We start from the raw sequence: 18,097 nt of genomic DNA, 5'->3' as shown, positions 1-18,097 counted from the left end.
TATTATCTATAGATAGAACATTTGTTAACTTCACTTTTATAAAAACTAGAAAGTATTTTATAAAATTTTAAACTTTTTCTCTTCCATTTAATTTCATTAATATTTTTTATGGATGCAACACCTTTTCCAGAACCAATAAGAAGAATTTCGTCATATTCGGATAAAGTTTTGGTCAGTATATCTTTGTTAATAATCTTACTTAATTTTTTATTAAAGAAATTATAGGTAATACCCTTGTATATATTATTTATTGGAGAATAAACTTTATCATCTTTGATAAATAGCATATTTGAAGTTCCACTTTCTAAAATAGTATTTTTATAGCAAAGTCCCACATCTGAAGTGGTGTTATCCATTTTAGACAAATATTTTAATATAAAGTCATATTTAAGATTTTTAAATTTAGGGTCAAATCGTTTGTGACTGATAAGCTTTAAATTAAAATTTAATTTAGCAGTTTTTCTTTTTCTTAAAGAAATTGATATCATCTCTTTATTTACAGCAACTCTAAGGAGATGATTGTAAGATTTTTTTTTATCAATATTTAATTTTATTAATTTAAGAATATTTTTTTCAAGATTTGGGGTGTTTAGTTTATAAATCTTTAAAGACTTAATTAAATTTTTAATATGTTTTTTAAAAAAAAGTATCTTGGCAGGTTTCCCAAAAATCCACATGGTAGTGAACACACCATTATCCCCCCAAAGATCTTTAAAATTAATTTCTTTGTAGGTTTTATGCTGATAAGATTTTTTTAATAAGTAAGTTACCATTTTCTGTTAAAAAAGATTCAGGGTGAAATTGAAAGCCATATACTTTTTCTTTATTATTTTCTATTGTCATTGCTGTATTTGAAATAGCACACCTCATTGTAATTTCAAAATTTTTTGCAGTAAACGGCTCTTTTAATTTTAGAGAGTGATATCTACCAACAGTGAATTGACGATTTTTTTTAAATAATGAGTTTTTACTGGTTACTTTTATTTTAGATTGAAAACCATGATAAATCTTTTTTTGCTCAATTATTTTTCCATTTTCACAATGTAGAATTTGTTGAAACCCAAGACAAATACCAATAATCTTTTTTTTACCTTTGAACTTTTTATAAATTTTTGAACTAGTGGGATAATCTTTTGGGGCACCTGGACCTGGTGAAAAAACAATAATATCTGCTTTTTTTAATTTATTTTCGTTTATTTTGTTAAAATTTGTACAAACCACTTCATCAAAATTTTGAAATTGATGTACTACGTTGTGAGTAAAAGAGTCTTGATGATCAATAATATATATCATTTATAAAGATCCATTAATGATTTTGCTTTAATATAGTTTTCATTAAATTCATGAGCTGCATTACTGTCAATTACAACGCCTGATGCAACAGAGATTTCTGATTTACCTTTATAATTTAATATTGATCTAATAATAATATTAAACCTCATATCTCCATTGAACTTTAAGTAACCAAAACTTCCTGTGTAAATATTTCTGCTTTGTTTTTCCTGCTTATTTAACAAATTTAATGTGCTAATTTTTGGACATCCAATTACTGATCCACCCGGCATCATTGCTTTTATAATCTCTAATGAGGTAACTTTATTCTTGAGCTGTCCTCCAATTAAACTCACATAATGATAAAGATCCTTGTATTCCTCAACTATCTTTTTCTTTAAAATTTTTACTGAACCTGGTTTACAAATTTTAGATAAATCGTTTCTTTCCATATCAACAATCATGTTGTGCTCTTTGGTTTCTTTTAAGTTTTTTCTAAAAAATGTGAGGGCTTTATTTTTATTTAATTTTTTAGTTTTCTTTAAAGTGCCCGCTATAGGCTTTGTTGTTATAAAATTATTTTTTTTTGTTATCAAATTTTCAGGTGAACAGCTTATTATTGAATAATTTTTATCCTTAATCATAAAGGCTTCAGGTGCCATATTCGTTTTCACAAGTCTGCTAAAAAAATCTAAAGCATCTATTTCAGATTTATTACTGTATTTAGTGCAGATTTTAATCTGGTATGTTTCACCAGATTTTATTTTCTTTTTAAATTTATCAAATATTACTTTATACGATTTTTTATTAATATTTATTTTAAATAAATTATTAGGATTTGATGATCTAGTTTTTTTATATTCAAGACTATTTGAAAGTTTTACTTTTGTTTCGGGTTTGTAAAATATCCCCTTTGGAAAATTTATTGTTTTTTGTTTTTTTATTTTTACGTCTATTAAGTTATTTAGTATTTCATAACCAAAAAAACCAATAAATAGATCTGTTTCTTTATGAGTAGATTTTAATTTAGTATTTTTGTTAATGAATTTTTCAATATTTTTATTGTTTAAAATGATCTTTTTTGAAAAGTCCGTATAAAGATCAAACCCCTTATCTGATTTGTAGATTATAAAGGATTTTTTTGAATTATTTAAATCTAGTAAGAAGTTTTTTTTATTCAATTTTTTATTCTGTTTTTAATCTTAAAACTGCTTCTTCCTTAATCGGTAGATGTATTATTGCTGCAAAAACAGATAAAGCAATTGCTAAATACCAAGCATAATCATAAGAGCCATATAAATCATGAAATAATCCTCCAAGAAAAGCTCCAAAAAATGAGCCTACTTGATGACTTAAAAAAACTATTCCATATAATACACCTAAATATTTGGTTCCAAAAATATGGGCAACTATACCGCTTGTTGCCGGCACCGTTGAAAGCCATAAAAAGCCAAAGCTTGCACCAAAAATAAATGCATTAATGTTACTTGCTGGTAAGAAGATAAATAAGATTATTGAAACTCCCCTTAATGCATAGATAGAGCTTAAAATAATTTTTTTACTAATTTTTGTAGAAAGATATCCACTTAATAGAGAGCCAAATATGTTAAATAGTCCAATTAAGGATAAAATTGCAGCAGCTGTCCAGCTTTCTAAACCTCTATCAATTACATATTTTGGAACATGAGTTCCAACTAAAGTTATGTGAAAACCACATACAAAAAAACCAGATGTGAGTAATACGTAGCTTTTGTTTTTAAAGGCCTCTTTTAGAGCATCAAAGGTACTTTGATCGTTAGGTTTTTCAATGGATTGGGCTAAAGAAGGGGATCTAACAAAAAAAGCCACTATAAGTCCAATAAACAAGAATATTGTGAATACAAAAAGTGTATCCACCCATCCATTTTTGATTAACGAATAACTTGTATAAAGTGGAGAAATAAAATAGCCCAAAGAGCCAACAGCTGTCACTATACTCATGGCTATAGTTCTGTTTGATAATGGAAAATGTTTTCCAACAATTGACATTGGAATACTAATTGCAGTTCCACCTAAACCAATTCCAACTAAAAGTCCCAAATCTATTTGAAAAAAAATTCCAGTATTTGGACCAGCATACAAAAAGTAAATTCCTAAAATATAAAAAACAAAAGCTAAGCAAATCGCTTTATGTCCACCATATTTATCAGCGATGGCTCCAAATATAGGCCCTGTTAAACCCCACATTAACATTTGAATACCTATCGCTAATCCAGATTGAGTTATTGAAATATCTAAATCATTTTTAAAATCCATGAAAAATAGACCAAAAGTTTGTCTAACTCCAAGAGAAATTAAAACTACAACACAGGCTGCAATCAGCGTTATTAAAGCTGTTTTATTTTTAATAAATTTTTCTGAACTCATTTGACATGTTTAAGAGATTTTTTTAAATCATCAATGAGATCTTTTGGATCTTCTAAACCAATATGCAATCTTACTAAATGTTCGTCTTTAGCTAATTTTAAATATTCTCTATTACCTTGTTCACGTTTATCTTGATATAACGCAAGGCTTTCAAATCCACCCCAACTATATCCATAACCAAATAGTTTTAAAGAATTAACAAACTTAATTACAGAGTTCTTATTTTTTGATTTAATTTTTAAACCCATCAATCCTGAAGCACCGGAATAATATTTTTTCCACATTCTAAAATTAAATGAATCTTTTTTATGTGGGTATAAAAGTTTTATATTTTTATAATTAGATAAAAACTCAGCTATTTGTTTTGCACTTTTTTCATGTTTGTCTAATCTAACATCTAAAGTTCTAAGTCCTCTTGTTATTAAATATGCATCATCAGGGCCAAGTCTTAAACCAGTTATCTTATTTGCCTTATCAACTTGTTTAAAAACCTTTTTATTAACTGCAAGACTTCCACCCATAACATCTGAGTGGCCTGAATAATATTTAGTAGCAGATACAATTGACATATCAAACCCAAGCTTAATTGGTTTTAAAAAGTATGGCGTTCCCCAAGTATTATCAATTGCTGAAAAAATTTTATTCTTTTTTGCAATTGATACTATTTTACCTAAATCTTGAAAATCAAACGTATTGCTTCCAGGATTTTCAACAAAAATTAATTTTGTTTTTTTTGTAATCGCTTTTTCTAAAGTTTTCAAATCATGTGGGTCATAAAAAACAGATTTTACATTAAATTCTTTCAGAAAATCTTGAGTTAAAATTCTCGTAGGCGAATATGTCGGATCTGCTACAATAATCTCATCACCAGGTCGAACTAAGCTAAAAATAGATAAAAAAACCGATCCAAATCCAGTTGGTGTTAGAAATACATGATAGCACTCTTCCATTTCTTTAAGTATTTGTGATAAAACATGAGTTGTTGATGTTCCCTGTCTTCCATAATCAAAATGTCCACCTGTTGGATCTTTTTTGCTCTTATCCTGCATTTTCCTAATATCTTGCATGGATTTGAAGATAATAGTCGAAGCCCTTACTACAGGAGGGTTAACTGACTGATTATGGTAATCTTTTGCAGTATGTTTAAGGAAAGTCTTGAATGATTTAGTCATAAAAAATTTGATAAGTTAAACGGAGAATGCTATATCCCTCCAATAACGTCAATAAAATTATATATAGGATAGTATGGGTTACCCAAAGAAACATAGAGGCCGAAGAAAACAGGGCTCTAAAAAAAGAAGAGCTAAAAGAAAAGCTAAAAATAAATAAATTATAAACTAGTTTATTTATATCTACAGTTATTAGCTTTTAATCCAACCACCACCTAATACCTTATAGCCATTATTATTTTTTGAGTAAAACACACATGCTTGACCAGGCGCAATACCATGTTCCTCTTCCAATAAATTGACATTCGCATTGGTATCATTGATATCTATCTTGGCTTTAATCAACCTTCCAGTAGACCTTACTTTTACAAATAATTCATTTTCAAAATCATTTTGATCATTTGTAATAATATTTAAATCTTTTAAATTTATTTTTGTTTTAACAAGGTGCTCTTTAGCTCCAACAATAATTTCGTTTTTATCTGCAATAATCTTTACTACATAAAATGGGTTCTTGTCAGAAACTCCAATTCCTTTTCTTTGACCAATTGTATAGTTAATAATGCCATCATGAACTCCTATCACTTCACCATTCATATTTTTAATATTACCTTTGCTAAAAGAGTTTGGTCTAAATTTTTCTATAACTGAAGCGTAGTCTCCATTTGGGACAAAGCAAATATCTTGGCTGTCAGGTTTGTCTGCAACATTAAGATCAAGTTCTCTTGCAATGTTTCTAGTTTCATCTTTAAGAAGATTGCCTAAAGGAAATCTTAAAAAATTTAATTGATCTTTTGTAGTATTGAATAAAAAATAACTTTGATCTCTATTTAAATCAATACCTCTATACATATCCGTATTATCTTTTTCAGTAATACTTTTAACATAATGTCCTGTTACTAAAGCATCAGCGTTGAGTCTTTTTGCTTCTTCAAATAAATCTGTAAATTTAACTGTTTTATTACATTGCACACATGGAATGGGTGTTTCTCCATTTAAATAACTATCTATAAAATTATCAATAACCCCTTCTTTGAATTTATTTTGATAATATAAAATTTTATGCTCTATCTTTAATTTATCAGCTACTCTTTTTGCATCCATAATATCTTGGCCTGCACAACATTGTTTTGAAGAAGCTGTCTCTTTACTATCGTTATAAAGTTTTAAAGTGATGCCAATAACGTTGTAACCTTCATTTTTCATCATGGCTGCAACTGTTGAAGAATCTACTCCTCCTGACATTGCAACAACAACTAAGGTATCTTTTGGGTCTTTAGCTATTCCAATAGAATTTAATTTTGTCATATTTAATGATATTTATTAGTATATTAACTATAAGTAAATTAATGATTTTAGATTTTGAACCAGGCGACAAAGTTACTAACCCTAACAACAAAGATTGGGGAACTGGACAAGTTCAATCAATAATTAATGGTAAAGTTACGGTAAATTTTGAAAATGTTGGAAAAAAAGTTATTAATTCAAAAATAATTCAATTAGAAAAATTATATAAATGAACCTTGAAGAAAAAAAGAAAATTACTCTTTCACTGATAGAAACTTTTAATAAAGCAAGTCAGGTAGCTTTAGATTTAAGAGGGGCTGGTTTAAAAAAAGAAATTAAGTCAGACAATACTCCTGTAAGTAATGGAGATATTGAAGTTAATAAAATTTTAACCAGCAAGATCCAAGAAATAACTCCAAATATCCCTATTGTTTCAGAAGAGAGTGCAAATCATAAGAAGGATACTGATTTAGATACTTTTTGGTTAATCGATCCAATAGATGGCACCAGAGATTATATTAATAATCGTGATGAATTTACTTTAAATGCAGCATTAATATTAGATAAAAAACCCGCTATCGGGATCATAACAGTTCCAGCAAAAAAAAGAGTTTTTTACTCTTACGGTCTGTCTCATAGTTATGAATTAATTAACAACCAAGAAATTTCATTAATGAATAAAGAGAAAAACTATGATGGGCATACAGCAGTAAGTTATGCAAATGACCTTAAGCCTGAAATTTTAAAAATTCATAAAAAATATAAAATAAGTTCTTTTCAAAAAATGAAAAGCTCACTAAAATTTTGTGTTATTGCAGCAGGTGAGTTTGATATGTATGTCGCTGAACCAAGAGCCTGTGAATGGGATATTGCAGCTGGTCATGCAATCCTTGAACATTCAGGAGGTAAAGTAACTGATTTTAACTATAATGAAATACTCTATGGAAAGTCTGAGTTTAAAAACCCAAGTTTAATTTTAAAAAGTAAAAACATATTATAATGGATGAGCAATTAAGAGTAATTTTAATAATTATAGTGTCTGTTTCCATCTTTGGCTTATTAGTTTTTGTATTTGTTAAAAATGTTATTAGAAATAGAATTGAGTCTCTTTTTGAAGAAGAAGAGAAAGAAAAGAAATTAAAGTAATCTAATTATTTTCATATAGTCAGCTTGATCAATATCCATAATCCTTTTAGATGTTTCAAAATCAAAACCATTTCTTGCTAATAAAGCAATATCCTTTTTGTAAAATAGCGCTCTATTATCCTCTACTCTCGCTGGTCCAATTCTTTTTTTTTTACATATTTTTATTCCAGAAAAAAAATCTTGGTCAGAGTTATCCTCTTTAATCTTATCTATTGTTTCTTTAATGTAGCGATCATTGATTCCTTTAGTCATTAAATAGTTTCTAATTTTATTAACAGAACTACCTCTTTGAATTAAGCTTCTAGATTTACTTTCAGAATAGAATTTATCATTAATAAACTTAGTTTTTTCAAGATCTTGCAAAACAACATCAATTAAATCTGTAATATCTTGTTTTTTAATATTTTCTAAATTAGCTTTTAGATACTTCTTTAATAGATAGGTTCTGAGCTGCTGTTTAGAAGGTGAATATCTTTCAATATATGCAAATGAGAAATTTCTCATCTCCTCTACTGTAACTTGTAATGTTTTTTTTCTATTTCTCATATGAATCTCAATAGCATATTGTATAATACACTAAAAAATGATTGATCAAATCTATACATACTTTACAATTGAAATAATTTTTCTTTGGTTAAATCTAGGTGTATTACCTTTTTGGTTAATATTAGTCTTCTTTCCACAGTCACAGATATGTAGAGTTTTTATTACATCAATTTTTCCTTTTATTATTTTAAGTTTTGCCTACGGTTATTTAACTTATGGATTATTTAACGAGGGGTATGATTTTATTAGAAATTTTGAACTTTATTTAGGGTTAGATTCCATTAGCAATCTGTTTAATGATAAATCCTTCTTAATTTTGTTTTGGGCTCATTTTTTATCTATTAATTTATTCTGTGGCGGATGGATTGTGAAAGATTCACAAAAATTTGGTATCAATAAAATAATAATCGCTTTTCCTATAATAATTACTTATTTTATTGGTCCAATTGGACTTACTCTTTATTGGATTATAAGAATTTTTTACGCAAAAAGAGTAAATTTATATGACTAAAGAAATAGATTTCTATTTTGATTTTATCAGTCCTTACACTTATTTAGCTTACAAAAAAATTCAATCTTTATCAAAAAATATTAAAATAAATTATAAACCAATCTTATTAGGTGGTCTTCATAACCTAGAAGGAATAACTGCACCAGCGTTTATCAAACCTAAATTAAAACATATGATAAATGACTGCTTGTTAATATCAGAAAAAAATAACTTTGATTTTAAATGGAATTCTAAATTTCCTATAAATTCTTTGAATATAATGCGTGGTTATTTTGCTATTAACTTGAAAAATAAAGATCAATATATTGAAACCATGTTTAACGCTTATTGGAAAGATGATTTGGATATTTCTAAAGAAGAAATTTTAGTACCTTTACTTGATCAATGTAAAATTGATAAAGATACATTTTTTAAAACAATTAAAGATCTTGTTATTAAAGAGAAGTTAAAAGAGGCCACTAAAAATGCTCATGAAAAAGAAATTTTTGGAGCACCTACATTTATTGTTAATAATAAAATATTTTGGGGACAAGATCGTTTAGAATTTGCTTTAGATGAATATAATAAAATAGATTAAACTATTTTAAAGTCACTTTGACTAATTGCTGCAAAGCCACCATCAATGTGTGAAACATTTTCAAAGCCCATTTCTTTTAATGATTTAGCAGCAAGTGCAGATCTTAATCCGCCAGCACAAAACAAAACCATCTCTTTACTCATATCGAGCTTACCACTTTTAAAATAAGGTCCATCTGGGTCTAACCAAAACTCTAACATTCCTCGAGGAATATGATTTGAATTTTCTATTCTTCCCGTTTTATCCAATTCACCTTTTTCTCTAATATCAATTATATTACATTTACCTTCATTAAATAAAGCTAAAGCTTCATCAGCAGAAATAGTTCTAATTTCTAATAAAGCTTTACTAACTAAATCGTTGGCTGATTTTATATTCATAAATTGTATTATATATTATTTTATATATAAAATAAACTACTGTGCTTCCAAAATTTTTAAAACCATTCCACATAAGTAAGTCTAATTTAATTAGAATTGGCCCTAAAACTGATGGAGGATATATAGTTGATAAAAGAATTTTTAAAAAAACAGATGCCTTAATAACATGTGGTTTAAATGATGATTGGGAATTTGAAAAAAGTTTTTTAAAAAAAAATAAAAATTCTAAAATATTTGCTTATGATCATACCGTTACTAAAAAATTTTGGCTTAGTAGATTTAAAAAAGATATCGTTTCACTTTTATTATTAAAAAAATTAAAAATAGGTAAAATTTTAGATGTATTTAAATACATAGATTATCAACTTTTTTTTAGAAATAACAAAAAACATTTTGAAAAAAAGATTGTTTTTAAGGAAAAGGGTAATGAAGAAACAACCATTCCAAAAATTATCAATAATCACAATAAAGTTGTATTAAAAATTGATATCGAGGGTGATGAGTACAAAATTTTAAATGATATTAAAAAAAATTCCAAAAGAATATTTTTTTTACTGATAGAATTTCATAACGTGCATAAAAATCTAATAAAAATTAGAAATTTTCTGAGAAAATCTGATTTGAAAATTATACATATTCATGCAAATAATTACGGTGGTATTGATAAAAATGGTATTCCAAAGGTTATAGAATTATCAATGTTAAATTCAAAAAAAATTAAAATAAATAAAATTTTAAGCAAGAGAAAATATCCAATAATTGATTTAGACTATAAAAATTTTAAAAGAAGAGAAGATATTAAAATACAGTTTAGCTAAATAAGTGAAATATATGAAAAAAAAAATTCTAGAAATAATAAAAAAAAAAACTTTTTTATTATACAGGGTAATTATTGTTACAAGTGGATTGTTAAAATTTTTAAATAAAATCAATCAAAAGAAAAAATATGAAAATTTTTCATCTAATTTAGACAATATTAATAAAAAGGAGTATCGTATAACTTCACAAAATAATGAAGATGGAATAATAAATTTTATCTTTTCAGAATTACAATTAGATAAATTAAATTTTGTGGAAATAGGATTTGATTTTTATCAAAATAACTCTTTGTCACTTTTAAAAAAAAGTAAAAAAGGGTTATTTATTGATGGGGATGAAAAAAAAGTACTTATTTTAAAAAATATTGTTAAAATTTTATATCCTAGAAAAAATTTAATTATTCAAAACCATTTAGTTGATGTGGATAATATTAATAATTTGATTAAACAAAATTTTGAAGCAAGTGATGAAGTTGACTTTTTGTCTATTGATGTTGACGGTATGGATTATTATTTATTTGAAGGTATAGATTTTAGTCCTAAATTAATTTGTATTGAGTATAATTTTTGGTTTGGAAAAAATTTAAAATGTGTTGCTCCATATAAAAAAAACTATAAAGTTGAATCATTATCAGAATACGTTGGTTCATCTTTAAGAGCCCTAATTGAATTAGCAAAATTAAAAGGATATCATCTAGTAGCTTTGGAATCTGCCTGTGTTAATGCATTCTTTATAAGGGATGACTTAAAACATAAATTTGACATTCTTGACATAAATAAGAGTTTTAAGGAACCAATTAAGTTTAATAAGCAGGCAATAAATCAAGTGCAAAAAAAATTAATTGCAAAAGAATTATTTTATCTTGATGAAAAGACTGAATAATAAATTTGACATAAGGATGAATGAGTAAAAAAATTTGTATAGTTTACACACATCATAAATTGGGTGATCTGATATGGCAACTTCCTTACATAAAAGCTATTAGTGAACATCACAATGTTAAAGTTGATCTAATATTAAGAGAAAAAACTCAAGCAAAAAATATCTTAAAGGATTTAAAACATATTAATAATATAAATTATAACAACTTTAGAAAAGGTATCTATTATTGGATAGATGTTTGGAAGTTAATTAAAATATTTAAAAAAAATAATTATAGTCATGTTTATATTTTGGATAAAGTTAATAAGCCCGCTATTGCTGCTAGGATTTCTGGTGTTAAAAATATTATAGGTCCTGGGTTAGGTAATCAAAAAAAATATTTAACAACAAACATAAGGTTAAGTGACAATGACTGGAAGCTAAATTACTCAGAGCAATCACAAAAATTATTAGAATTACATAACATCAAATTGAATAATCAATACCCACAAATAGATGTAGATATTAAAAGATTTAATGAAAATAATTCAGATCTTGTAATTGATGGAAAAAAAATTGCATTTGGAGTTGACTCTTTTGAGGATTATAAAATATGGTATGAGGAAGACTTCATCAAATTAGCAGACCGTCTGTATGAAAAAAAACTATTTGATTATATTTACCTAATTTGCGGACCTGATAAATCATATATAGCAAAAAAAATAATTGAAACTTCTAAAAAAAATTACTTTATAGATTGTTCTCAAAAAGATCTAACAGGTGTTATTACAGCTATTAAAAACTCTTCATTTTTTGTAGGCAATAACTCTGGACCTTTAAACTTAGCTTCAGCCCTGGGTGTGAAATCTTTTGGTTTAATTGCTAATGATCCGATAAGTGAACTCAAATACAGTAAAATACAATTAATTACTCCAGAAGGATATAAAGATAACATATGGATAAGAGATAGAAAAAACATGAAAAGGCTTACATCAGAAAAAGTTTATAATACTTTAATTGAAAAATTGGATTACAGTGAAGGCATCTAATTTTACATTACCATCAACAAGTCAAAATAATTATTCTTTAAAAAACTCCATAGGAAAATATGTAGTATTATATTTTTATCCTAAAGATGATACCCCTGGTTGCACTATTGAAACAAATGATTTTAACAATTTACTTCCAAAATTTAAAAAATTAAATTGTGAAATTTATGGAATCTCTAAAGATGATCTAAAAAGTCACCATAAATTCAAAGAAAAATATAAGATCAAATTTGATCTTTTATCCGATGTAGAGCTTAATATTTTGAAAAAATACAATGTTTGGGCTAAGAAGAAATTTATGGGTAGAGAGTTTATGGGTATAGTAAGAACAACTTTCTTAATTGATCCAAATGGTAAAATTGTAAAAATTTGGGACAATGTTAAAGTTAAAGATCATGCTAAAGAAGTGCTTGATACCTTAAAAGGCATTTAGAAATAAAAAAGGCCCCAGTTAAGGGGCCTATTTCTTTTAATTACTTATATTACTAGTCTCTGATAGCGTAAGCTCTAACACCGATCTCAGCGACATCAGTTCCCAGTTTTTCAGCCTCATCACTTATTCTCAAACCAATAAATTGTTTCAAAATAAAGAATACAATGTATGAAAAAATGAAAGTAAAGATTGTAACTGATAGTACTCCAATTAATTGAGTTGTTAGGGCGGTACCACTATTACTTAATGTAACAGCTAAAGTTCCCCACACTCCTGCAAATAAATGTACTGGAATTGCCCCAACAACATCATCTAATCTCATTGAGTTTAACCAGCTAGTTCCAAAATACATAATTATAGATCCAACTGCACCAATTCCAATTGCAAGCATAGGACTTGGAGCCAAAGGTTCTGCTGTAATAGAAACTAAACCAGCAAGAGCACCATTCAACATCATTACAACATCAGTTTTTCCACCAATCAATCTTGTAACTAAAGCTGCCGTAACACAACCAGCTGCCCCTGCTAAATGAGTATTCATAAATATTTTAGACATTGCGTTTGCATCTTCAAATGTACCCAAAGCTAATTGTGAGCCACCATTAAATCCGTACCAACCCATCCATAAAATGAATGTTCCAAGAGCAGTTAATGGAATTGAAGAAGCTGCAAATGGTTCCATACTTTTTACATCTCCTTTTGGACTAAATCTTCCTTTTCTGGCACCTAGTAAAATTACACCTGCTAGTGCAGCTGCACCACCACAAGCGTGGACCAGAGTTGAACCTGCAAAGTCAGAAAACCCAAGGGATGCTAGCCATCCACCACCCCACTGCCAACCCATAGTAATTGGATAAATTAATCCACCTAAGATTGCAGAAAAGATAAAGAAAGGCCAAATTTTTATTCTTTCAGCCACAGCACCTGAAACGATAGAGCATGTTGCTGCAACGAATAACATTTGGAAAAACCAATCAGCACTTCCTGAATAACCCTGCTCAAGAGAATCTGTTAGTGTCCACGGTGTAAACGAACCAATGAAGCCACCTTCTGGTATTCCGTAAGCTAAATTATAACCACCTAAATAAAAAATTATTGCAACAATTGAAAATTTTCCAATGTTTTTTGCAACAATTGTTGAAACACTTTTAGTGGTCACTAATCCTGATTCAAGCATACAAAAACCTGCTGCCATCCACATAACTAAAAAACCACAAACTAAAAATGAAAATGTATTAAAGATATATTGTACTTCTGCAGATACTGTTGTTTCTGCACTTCCAACGCTTGTTAAACCTAGAAGTAAAACTAGACCCAACGAAAATGTTGATATTATTTTTGTTAATTTAGTCATAAGACCTCCCATATAAGTCTTCACTTATATTTATGATGATCTTAAAAACTATTGTTGATTAGGAAATTTAGGTATGCAGTATTTGCATATACTAACAGCCTTATTACATTTCTGTAAAAGGCTGTTAATGAATTTGTTATTTAACTACTTATTAAATATTTCTTTAAGTGCTTTAGCTGGTAAGAACTTAACTTTTTGAGAAGCACCGATTTGAATTTGCTCTCCAGTTCTAGGATTTCTTCCAACTCTAGCTTTTCTTTTTGCTACTTTGTAAGTTCCAAATCCAGCAATTTTCACTGTATCGTCACCTTTTAAAGCATCTAGAATAGTGTTTGTAATTGTATCGAAAGTACGCTCGGCATCAGCTTTACTTAGGTTTAGAGAACCTGAAAGTTGTGCTATTAATTGTTTTTTGTTCATATATTTAGCTCCGGTTTTATTGGTTATTTCCATATAATTTACATTAAAGCCCATAAATCAAGCTTTTTATTAGTGTCTCTTAAAATAAAAACCCCAATATATTGTGATTTGTTAAATAAATGTTGATTTTAAAGGGTTATTTAAGAAATATAATTATTAAAAAACTTAAATAAACCAACGTCTTTTAAGTCATTAAACGTTGTAAAAAACATCAATGATAGCAATAAAAACATTCCGATTCGAAAAAAACCTTCTTGCGTTTTTTGTGATAAAGGACGCCCCAATACCTTTTCAATTCCATAAAACATCAAGTGTCCACCATCTAGCATTGGAATTGGGAACAAGTTTATTAACCCCAAACTAATAGAAATGTAAGCCATAAGGCTTATAAATGGTAAAATTCCAAATTCTGCAACTTGTCCGCTAATTTTTGCTATTCGAATTGGACCACCTAACTGAGAAGTATCACCATTTCCAACAATCATACTACCAATATACTTAAGAGAAGAAGTGCTCACATAATAAACTTCATTAACTGCATAAAATAGTGCTTTAGCTGGACCAAGTTTAACGTGATTTACTTCATTATTATAAGCTCCAAGCTTAATACCAACCATCCGTTTACTTATTTTATTACCAAGATTATCCTCCCCTTCAACAATGTTAGGCTTTACTCTAAGAGTTAAATCTTGATCATATCTGTTTACTGTAAAATTGATGAATTCATCAGTAGACATCATGATATATTTTGAAACATCCATAATACTTGCAACTTCATTGCCATCAATTGAGACGATAATATCGTTATCTTTAAGACCAGCTACCATTGCAGGGCTATCTTTTTGAACTTCATTGATTACAGCTGGTGTGAAGTCTTTTCCAGCAAAGGTATAAACTGAGAAAAATATAAGAATAGCTAACAAAAAATTAGCTAAAGGCCCACCAAATACAATTAAAGCTCTTTGGTATAAGGGCTTTAGCACAAACAGTTTATTCTGGTCTTCTTTACTGTATTCTTTTATAATTTTATCATTGTCTGCTTGACTGTAAACGTTTCTATCGCCAAAAAACTTAACATATCCCCCAAGTGGTATGACACAAACTTTCCATCTAGTGCCAGATTTGTCATTCCAACCAAACATTTCTTTACCAAAACCTATTGAAAAATCAGTAACCCCTACACCAAATCTTTTAGCAAAATAATAGTGCCCATATTCATGAATAAACACCACAACTAAAATTAAAACAAGAAAAGGAATTATATAACTCAACATAATAGTTTATTTTATCTTATTAATTATTATGTCCATCCACCATCAACGATAATACTTTGCGCGGTAATCATTTTGCTCTCATCAGATGCAAGAAAAAGAGCTGCATTTGAGATATCATGTGGTTGAACTTTATCTGGTAAACACTGTCCTTCGTTAATTTTTTTTTCTCCTTCATCATCTAAGTGTTGATCAATTTGTTTTTTAGTCATTGTCCAGCCAGGAACTAAAGTATTAACTCTTATTCTATTTTTGCCAAACCTTTTTGCAAGTCCATTTGTTAGACCGTGCATAGATGATTTAAAAATTCCATACAAAACTGTTTTTTCATTTTTTCTCATCCATCCAATAGAACCAAGGTTAATTATGGAGCCAGAACCTAATCTTATCATACCATCAATGACTGCTTTTATGGCAAATACATGGGGTCTTAAGTTTGTTTGATATTCCCAATCAAAATATTCATGTGTCATATCTTTAAAATCATGTCTCTCATCATTTGCAGCGTTATTTAAAAGAATTTCAATATCTCCTACTGATTTAATACAATCTTCAATGGATGCCTCTAACATCTTTAAGTTTGTGATATCACACTTATAAAATTTAGGTATAAAACTACAGTTTTTAAGTTTTTCAATTAGTTCATTAGCTAATTTTTCGTTTCTACCAACAAAAGCAACTTTAGAGCCTTGTTTTGCAAAAGCTTCCACAAAATCTGCACCAATACCAGAACTTCCACCAAGTACAAATACAACTTTGTTTTTTAGTGAGAGGTAAGTTGCTGGTTTACTATTCATAATTAATTTTAACTTTTGATATTATAACCTTTTTTCAGTAGTATTGTGACCAAGATCACACAAATCACTAGAAAAAATACCATAGAACTTATGCTTACCCAAATATTAAAATCAGATACCCCATAGAAAGAAAATCTTAAGCCATCAATTAAATAAACCACTGGATTAAAGTAAGAAATTGTTTGCCAAAATGGTGGCAACATATCAAGAGAGTATAAACTTCCACCTAAGAATACCATGGGTGTAATAACTAATGATGGAATGATCGACATCTGCTCAAAGTTTTTACTAACAACTCCAATTAAAAATCCAAATAAAGCGAATGTAAAAGAAACTAAAACTAATAAAAATATCATTAACAATGGATATTTAACTGTCACATCCGCAAAAAAAGAAGCAGTTGCATAGATTACAGCACCAACAATTAATGTTTTAGTAGCTCCTGCCCCAACAAAAGCTAGAACCGTTTCAAGCGTTGATATAGGTGCTGCTAATATCTCGTTAATAGTTCCATTAAATTTTGGAAAAAATATTCCAAACGAAGTATTGCTTATTGATTGAGTTAACAGAGTTAACATTAATAAACCAGGTACAATGAATGATCCATAACTAACACCATCAATTTTTTCAATATAACCTCCAATAACCGAACCGAACACTACAAAATATAATGAGGTAGATATTACTGGTGAAAGAATAGACTGACCTACAGTTCTTATAAATCTATTCATCTCATGAACATAAATAGCTCTAAACCCGTAATAATTAAATTTCATTATTCTCCTTTACTAAATCAACAAATATCTTCTCCAAAGTACTTTGTTCTGTTTTTAAATCTTTTAACTTTAAGCCAGTATCTTTTAAGTCTTGCAATAAATCTGTAATACCAGTTTTTTCAGCTTGAACATTATAAGTATAAATTAAAGACATGTGTTCATCGCCTATTTCAAGACTATATTTAAGTAAATCATCAGGAATTTCTTTAATTTTTTTTTGTAATTCAATAGTTAGTTTTTTATGACCCATTTTTTTAATTAATTCTTTTTTATCTTCAACAATAATAATTTCTCCTTGATTGATTACAGCTACACGGTCAGCAATAGCTTCTGCCTCTTCAATATAATGGGTAGTTAAGATAATTGTGACCCCTGTTTTTCTTAACTCTTCAACAACCATCCACATGTCTCTTCTAAGCTCAACATCTACACCAGCTGTTGGTTCATCAAGAAATAGTATTTTAGGCTCATGAGACAAAGCTTTTGCAATTAAAACTCTTCTCTTCATTCCACCTGACAATTGTCTCAGTCTTTGATCTTTTTTATCCCACAAACTTAAATCTTTTAGAATTTTCTCAATGTGCCCTGGTTTAGGTGGCTTTCCATACAATCCCCTGGAATAAGACACGGTATCAAAAACAGTTTCAAAAGATTCTAAGTTTAGCTCTTGAGGAACAAGCCCTATTCTTGATCTCGTCTCTCTATAATCTTTTATAATATCAAAATTATCAATTGTAACCGTTCCTGAAGAAGGTTTAACAATTCCACAAATAATACTGATTAAACTTGTTTTTCCCGCACCATTAGGTCCAAGCATTGCAAGAATTTCACCTTGTTTTACTTTAAGACTAACATCGTTAAGGGCTTTAAAACCATTATCATAAACTTTGGATAAGTTATTAATGGATATTTGAATCTCAGACATTTATTAAGGTGTATATAGTTATTAATGAAATTAATTCAATAAACCTACTAATTTAATACATTATTTCATTACCCAGTGTTCATATCTTGGGGTTAAAA

Annotated in this window: 23 protein-coding genes; 9 read left to right on the top strand and 14 right to left on the bottom strand. The window is 28.2% G+C overall.

The genetic code is table 11. The features are described from left to right. Window positions 1-2: 2 nt before the first annotated feature. From ABXT48_RS02350 to mnmA, 6 genes are all read right to left on the bottom strand, one after another. Window positions 3-773: an aminotransferase class IV gene (locus ABXT48_RS02350; RefSeq protein ID WP_415303143.1), complete on the bottom strand. Its 771-nt coding sequence runs from the start codon at window positions 771-773 to the stop codon at window positions 3-5. Further along, window positions 736-1,293 (bottom strand): aminodeoxychorismate/anthranilate synthase component II, encoded by a 558-nt coding sequence (locus ABXT48_RS02345; protein ID WP_415303142.1) that lies wholly within the window; start codon window positions 1,291-1,293, stop codon window positions 736-738. The genes ABXT48_RS02350 and ABXT48_RS02345 overlap by 38 nt, the downstream gene beginning before the upstream one ends. Then, a complete protein-coding gene (locus tag ABXT48_RS02340) occupies window positions 1,290-2,453 on the bottom strand; it encodes a chorismate-binding protein (protein WP_415303140.1) in 1,164 nt (387 codons plus the stop codon). The genes ABXT48_RS02345 and ABXT48_RS02340 overlap by 4 nt, the downstream gene beginning before the upstream one ends. Before the next feature lie 4 nt (window positions 2,454-2,457). After that, window positions 2,458-3,678 (bottom strand): MFS transporter, encoded by a 1,221-nt coding sequence (locus tag ABXT48_RS02335; protein WP_415303138.1) that lies wholly within the window; start codon window positions 3,676-3,678, stop codon window positions 2,458-2,460. Further along, window positions 3,675-4,850 (bottom strand): trans-sulfuration enzyme family protein, encoded by a 1,176-nt coding sequence (locus ABXT48_RS02330; protein ID WP_415303136.1) that lies wholly within the window; start codon window positions 4,848-4,850, stop codon window positions 3,675-3,677. Before ABXT48_RS02330 ends, ABXT48_RS02335 begins: the two co-directional genes overlap by 4 nt. A 189-nt stretch (window positions 4,851-5,039) precedes the next feature. Then, window positions 5,040-6,155 carry a tRNA 2-thiouridine(34) synthase MnmA gene (mnmA, locus tag ABXT48_RS02325; protein ID WP_415303134.1) on the bottom strand — a complete coding sequence of 372 codons (1,116 nt, stop codon included), beginning with the start codon at window positions 6,153-6,155 and terminating at the stop codon, window positions 5,040-5,042. Between the two features lie 5 nt (window positions 6,156-6,160). On the opposite strand from mnmA, the gene ABXT48_RS02320 reads away from it, so the two are divergent. Genes ABXT48_RS02320 through ABXT48_RS02310 form a run of 3 tightly spaced genes read left to right on the top strand, consistent with a single transcriptional unit; the run spans window position 6,161 to window position 7,280 of the window. Further along, window positions 6,161-6,367 carry a DUF3553 domain-containing protein gene (locus ABXT48_RS02320; RefSeq protein ID WP_415285114.1) on the top strand — a complete coding sequence of 69 codons (207 nt, stop codon included), beginning with the start codon at window positions 6,161-6,163 and terminating at the stop codon, window positions 6,365-6,367. Continuing rightward, complete coding sequence (locus tag ABXT48_RS02315; protein ID WP_415286870.1) at window positions 6,364-7,134, top strand: 3'(2'),5'-bisphosphate nucleotidase CysQ family protein; 771 nt, start codon at window positions 6,364-6,366, stop codon at window positions 7,132-7,134. The genes ABXT48_RS02320 and ABXT48_RS02315 overlap by 4 nt, the downstream gene beginning before the upstream one ends. Then, entirely contained in the window at window positions 7,134-7,280 is a 147-nt protein-coding gene (locus ABXT48_RS02310; RefSeq protein ID WP_415286869.1) for a hypothetical protein, read from the top strand. Before ABXT48_RS02315 ends, ABXT48_RS02310 begins: the two co-directional genes overlap by 1 nt. On the opposite strand, the gene ABXT48_RS02305 is transcribed toward ABXT48_RS02310, so the two are convergent. Continuing rightward, the gene (locus tag ABXT48_RS02305; RefSeq protein ID WP_415286868.1) at window positions 7,272-7,826 is read right to left on the bottom strand and encodes a regulatory protein RecX; all 555 of its coding nucleotides are present in this window, start codon (window positions 7,824-7,826) and stop codon (window positions 7,272-7,274) included. The two genes, ABXT48_RS02310 and ABXT48_RS02305, sit on opposite strands and share 9 nt — an antisense overlap. 37 nt (window positions 7,827-7,863) lie before the next feature. Here ABXT48_RS02305 and ABXT48_RS02300 point away from each other — a divergent pair, with 37 nt between their 5' ends. Both ABXT48_RS02300 and ABXT48_RS02295 read left to right on the top strand, forming a co-directional pair. Further along, on the top strand, window positions 7,864-8,337 hold the full coding sequence (locus ABXT48_RS02300) for an ABA4-like family protein (protein ID WP_415286867.1): 474 nt from the start codon (window positions 7,864-7,866) through the stop codon (window positions 8,335-8,337). Continuing rightward, a complete protein-coding gene (locus ABXT48_RS02295; RefSeq protein WP_415286866.1) occupies window positions 8,330-8,914 on the top strand; it encodes a 2-hydroxychromene-2-carboxylate isomerase in 585 nt (194 codons plus the stop codon). The genes ABXT48_RS02300 and ABXT48_RS02295 overlap by 8 nt, the downstream gene beginning before the upstream one ends. Here ABXT48_RS02295 and ABXT48_RS02290 read toward each other — a convergent pair. Then, window positions 8,911-9,294, bottom strand: a complete 384-nt coding sequence (locus ABXT48_RS02290) for a rhodanese-like domain-containing protein (RefSeq protein WP_415286865.1) — start codon at window positions 9,292-9,294, stop codon at window positions 8,911-8,913. The two genes, ABXT48_RS02295 and ABXT48_RS02290, sit on opposite strands and share 4 nt — an antisense overlap. A 41-nt stretch (window positions 9,295-9,335) precedes the next feature. Here ABXT48_RS02290 and ABXT48_RS02285 point away from each other — a divergent pair, with 41 nt between their 5' ends. The 4 genes from ABXT48_RS02285 to ABXT48_RS02270 are packed head-to-tail and all read left to right on the top strand — an operon-like array spanning window position 9,336 to window position 12,456. Beyond that, complete coding sequence (locus ABXT48_RS02285; RefSeq protein ID WP_415303132.1) at window positions 9,336-10,112, top strand: FkbM family methyltransferase; 777 nt, start codon at window positions 9,336-9,338, stop codon at window positions 10,110-10,112. 13 nt (window positions 10,113-10,125) lie between these two features. Continuing rightward, complete coding sequence (locus tag ABXT48_RS02280; protein ID WP_415303131.1) at window positions 10,126-10,995, top strand: hypothetical protein; 870 nt, start codon at window positions 10,126-10,128, stop codon at window positions 10,993-10,995. Window positions 10,996-11,015: 20 nt separating this feature from the next. Continuing rightward, window positions 11,016-12,023 (top strand): glycosyltransferase family 9 protein, encoded by a 1,008-nt coding sequence (locus tag ABXT48_RS02275; RefSeq protein ID WP_415303130.1) that lies wholly within the window; start codon window positions 11,016-11,018, stop codon window positions 12,021-12,023. After that, window positions 11,992-12,456, top strand: a complete 465-nt coding sequence (locus tag ABXT48_RS02270; RefSeq protein ID WP_415286861.1) for a peroxiredoxin — start codon at window positions 11,992-11,994, stop codon at window positions 12,454-12,456. Before ABXT48_RS02275 ends, ABXT48_RS02270 begins: the two co-directional genes overlap by 32 nt. 52 nt (window positions 12,457-12,508) lie before the next feature. On the opposite strand, the gene ABXT48_RS02265 is transcribed toward ABXT48_RS02270, so the two are convergent. The 6 genes from ABXT48_RS02265 to ABXT48_RS02240 all read right to left on the bottom strand — a co-directional run bounded on the left by ABXT48_RS02265 (window position 12,509) and on the right by ABXT48_RS02240 (window position 17,999). Next, the gene (locus tag ABXT48_RS02265) at window positions 12,509-13,810 is read right to left on the bottom strand and encodes an ammonium transporter (RefSeq protein WP_415286860.1); all 1,302 of its coding nucleotides are present in this window, start codon (window positions 13,808-13,810) and stop codon (window positions 12,509-12,511) included. Window positions 13,811-13,954: 144 nt separating this feature from the next. Beyond that, window positions 13,955-14,230 carry an HU family DNA-binding protein gene (locus ABXT48_RS02260; RefSeq protein WP_006997102.1) on the bottom strand — a complete coding sequence of 92 codons (276 nt, stop codon included), beginning with the start codon at window positions 14,228-14,230 and terminating at the stop codon, window positions 13,955-13,957. Between the two features lie 140 nt (window positions 14,231-14,370). Then, complete coding sequence (rseP, locus tag ABXT48_RS02255) at window positions 14,371-15,504, bottom strand: RIP metalloprotease RseP (RefSeq protein WP_415286859.1); 1,134 nt, start codon at window positions 15,502-15,504, stop codon at window positions 14,371-14,373. A 26-nt stretch (window positions 15,505-15,530) separates the two neighbouring features. Continuing rightward, the gene (locus ABXT48_RS02250) at window positions 15,531-16,298 is read right to left on the bottom strand and encodes an SDR family NAD(P)-dependent oxidoreductase (protein ID WP_415303128.1); all 768 of its coding nucleotides are present in this window, start codon (window positions 16,296-16,298) and stop codon (window positions 15,531-15,533) included. Between the two features lie 8 nt (window positions 16,299-16,306). Continuing rightward, the gene (locus ABXT48_RS02245) at window positions 16,307-17,074 is read right to left on the bottom strand and encodes an ABC transporter permease (protein ID WP_271520495.1); all 768 of its coding nucleotides are present in this window, start codon (window positions 17,072-17,074) and stop codon (window positions 16,307-16,309) included. Further along, window positions 17,064-17,999, bottom strand: a complete 936-nt coding sequence (locus ABXT48_RS02240; protein ID WP_415286858.1) for an ABC transporter ATP-binding protein — start codon at window positions 17,997-17,999, stop codon at window positions 17,064-17,066. The genes ABXT48_RS02245 and ABXT48_RS02240 overlap by 11 nt, the downstream gene beginning before the upstream one ends. Window positions 18,000-18,097 lie beyond the last annotated feature (98 nt).

The sequence above is a fragment of the Candidatus Pelagibacter sp. Uisw_101 genome, assembly GCF_047727615.1.
In the GTDB taxonomy this organism is placed as follows: Bacteria; Pseudomonadota; Alphaproteobacteria; order Pelagibacterales; family Pelagibacteraceae; genus Pelagibacter.
Note: the sequence above shows the minus strand (reverse complement) of the source record. Positions and strands in the feature narration are given on the sequence as shown.

Bases quoted from the DNA above. Each gene is read 5' to 3' on its own strand.
- ABXT48_RS02350 (WP_415303143.1), bottom strand. From the start codon at position 773: ATGGTAACTTACTTATTAAAAAAATCTTATCAGCATAAAACCTACAAA.
- ABXT48_RS02345 (WP_415303142.1), bottom strand. From the start codon at position 1,293: ATGATATATATTATTGATCATCAAGACTCTTTTACTCACAACGTAGTA.
- ABXT48_RS02335 (WP_415303138.1), bottom strand. From the start codon at position 3,678: ATGAGTTCAGAAAAATTTATTAAAAATAAAACAGCTTTAATAACGCTG.
- ABXT48_RS02330 (WP_415303136.1), bottom strand. From the start codon at position 4,850: ATGACTAAATCATTCAAGACTTTCCTTAAACATACTGCAAAAGATTAC.
- mnmA (WP_415303134.1), bottom strand. From the start codon at position 6,155: ATGACAAAATTAAATTCTATTGGAATAGCTAAAGACCCAAAAGATACC.
- ABXT48_RS02320 (WP_415285114.1), top strand. From the start codon at position 6,161: ATGATATTTATTAGTATATTAACTATAAGTAAATTAATGATTTTAGAT.
- ABXT48_RS02315 (WP_415286870.1), top strand. From the start codon at position 6,364: ATGAACCTTGAAGAAAAAAAGAAAATTACTCTTTCACTGATAGAAACT.
- ABXT48_RS02310 (WP_415286869.1), top strand. From the start codon at position 7,134: ATGGATGAGCAATTAAGAGTAATTTTAATAATTATAGTGTCTGTTTCC.
- ABXT48_RS02305 (WP_415286868.1), bottom strand. From the start codon at position 7,826: ATGAGAAATAGAAAAAAAACATTACAAGTTACAGTAGAGGAGATGAGA.
- ABXT48_RS02300 (WP_415286867.1), top strand. From the start codon at position 7,864: ATGATTGATCAAATCTATACATACTTTACAATTGAAATAATTTTTCTT.
- ABXT48_RS02295 (WP_415286866.1), top strand. From the start codon at position 8,330: ATGACTAAAGAAATAGATTTCTATTTTGATTTTATCAGTCCTTACACT.
- ABXT48_RS02290 (WP_415286865.1), bottom strand. From the start codon at position 9,294: ATGAATATAAAATCAGCCAACGATTTAGTTAGTAAAGCTTTATTAGAA.
- ABXT48_RS02280 (WP_415303131.1), top strand. From the start codon at position 10,126: ATGAAAAAAAAAATTCTAGAAATAATAAAAAAAAAAACTTTTTTATTA.
- ABXT48_RS02275 (WP_415303130.1), top strand. From the start codon at position 11,016: ATGAGTAAAAAAATTTGTATAGTTTACACACATCATAAATTGGGTGAT.
- ABXT48_RS02265 (WP_415286860.1), bottom strand. From the start codon at position 13,810: ATGACTAAATTAACAAAAATAATATCAACATTTTCGTTGGGTCTAGTT.
- ABXT48_RS02260 (WP_006997102.1), bottom strand. From the start codon at position 14,230: ATGAACAAAAAACAATTAATAGCACAACTTTCAGGTTCTCTAAACCTA.
- rseP (WP_415286859.1), bottom strand. From the start codon at position 15,504: ATGTTGAGTTATATAATTCCTTTTCTTGTTTTAATTTTAGTTGTGGTG.
- ABXT48_RS02250 (WP_415303128.1), bottom strand. From the start codon at position 16,298: ATGAATAGTAAACCAGCAACTTACCTCTCACTAAAAAACAAAGTTGTA.
- ABXT48_RS02245 (WP_271520495.1), bottom strand. From the start codon at position 17,074: ATGAAATTTAATTATTACGGGTTTAGAGCTATTTATGTTCATGAGATG.
- ABXT48_RS02240 (WP_415286858.1), bottom strand. From the start codon at position 17,999: ATGTCTGAGATTCAAATATCCATTAATAACTTATCCAAAGTTTATGAT.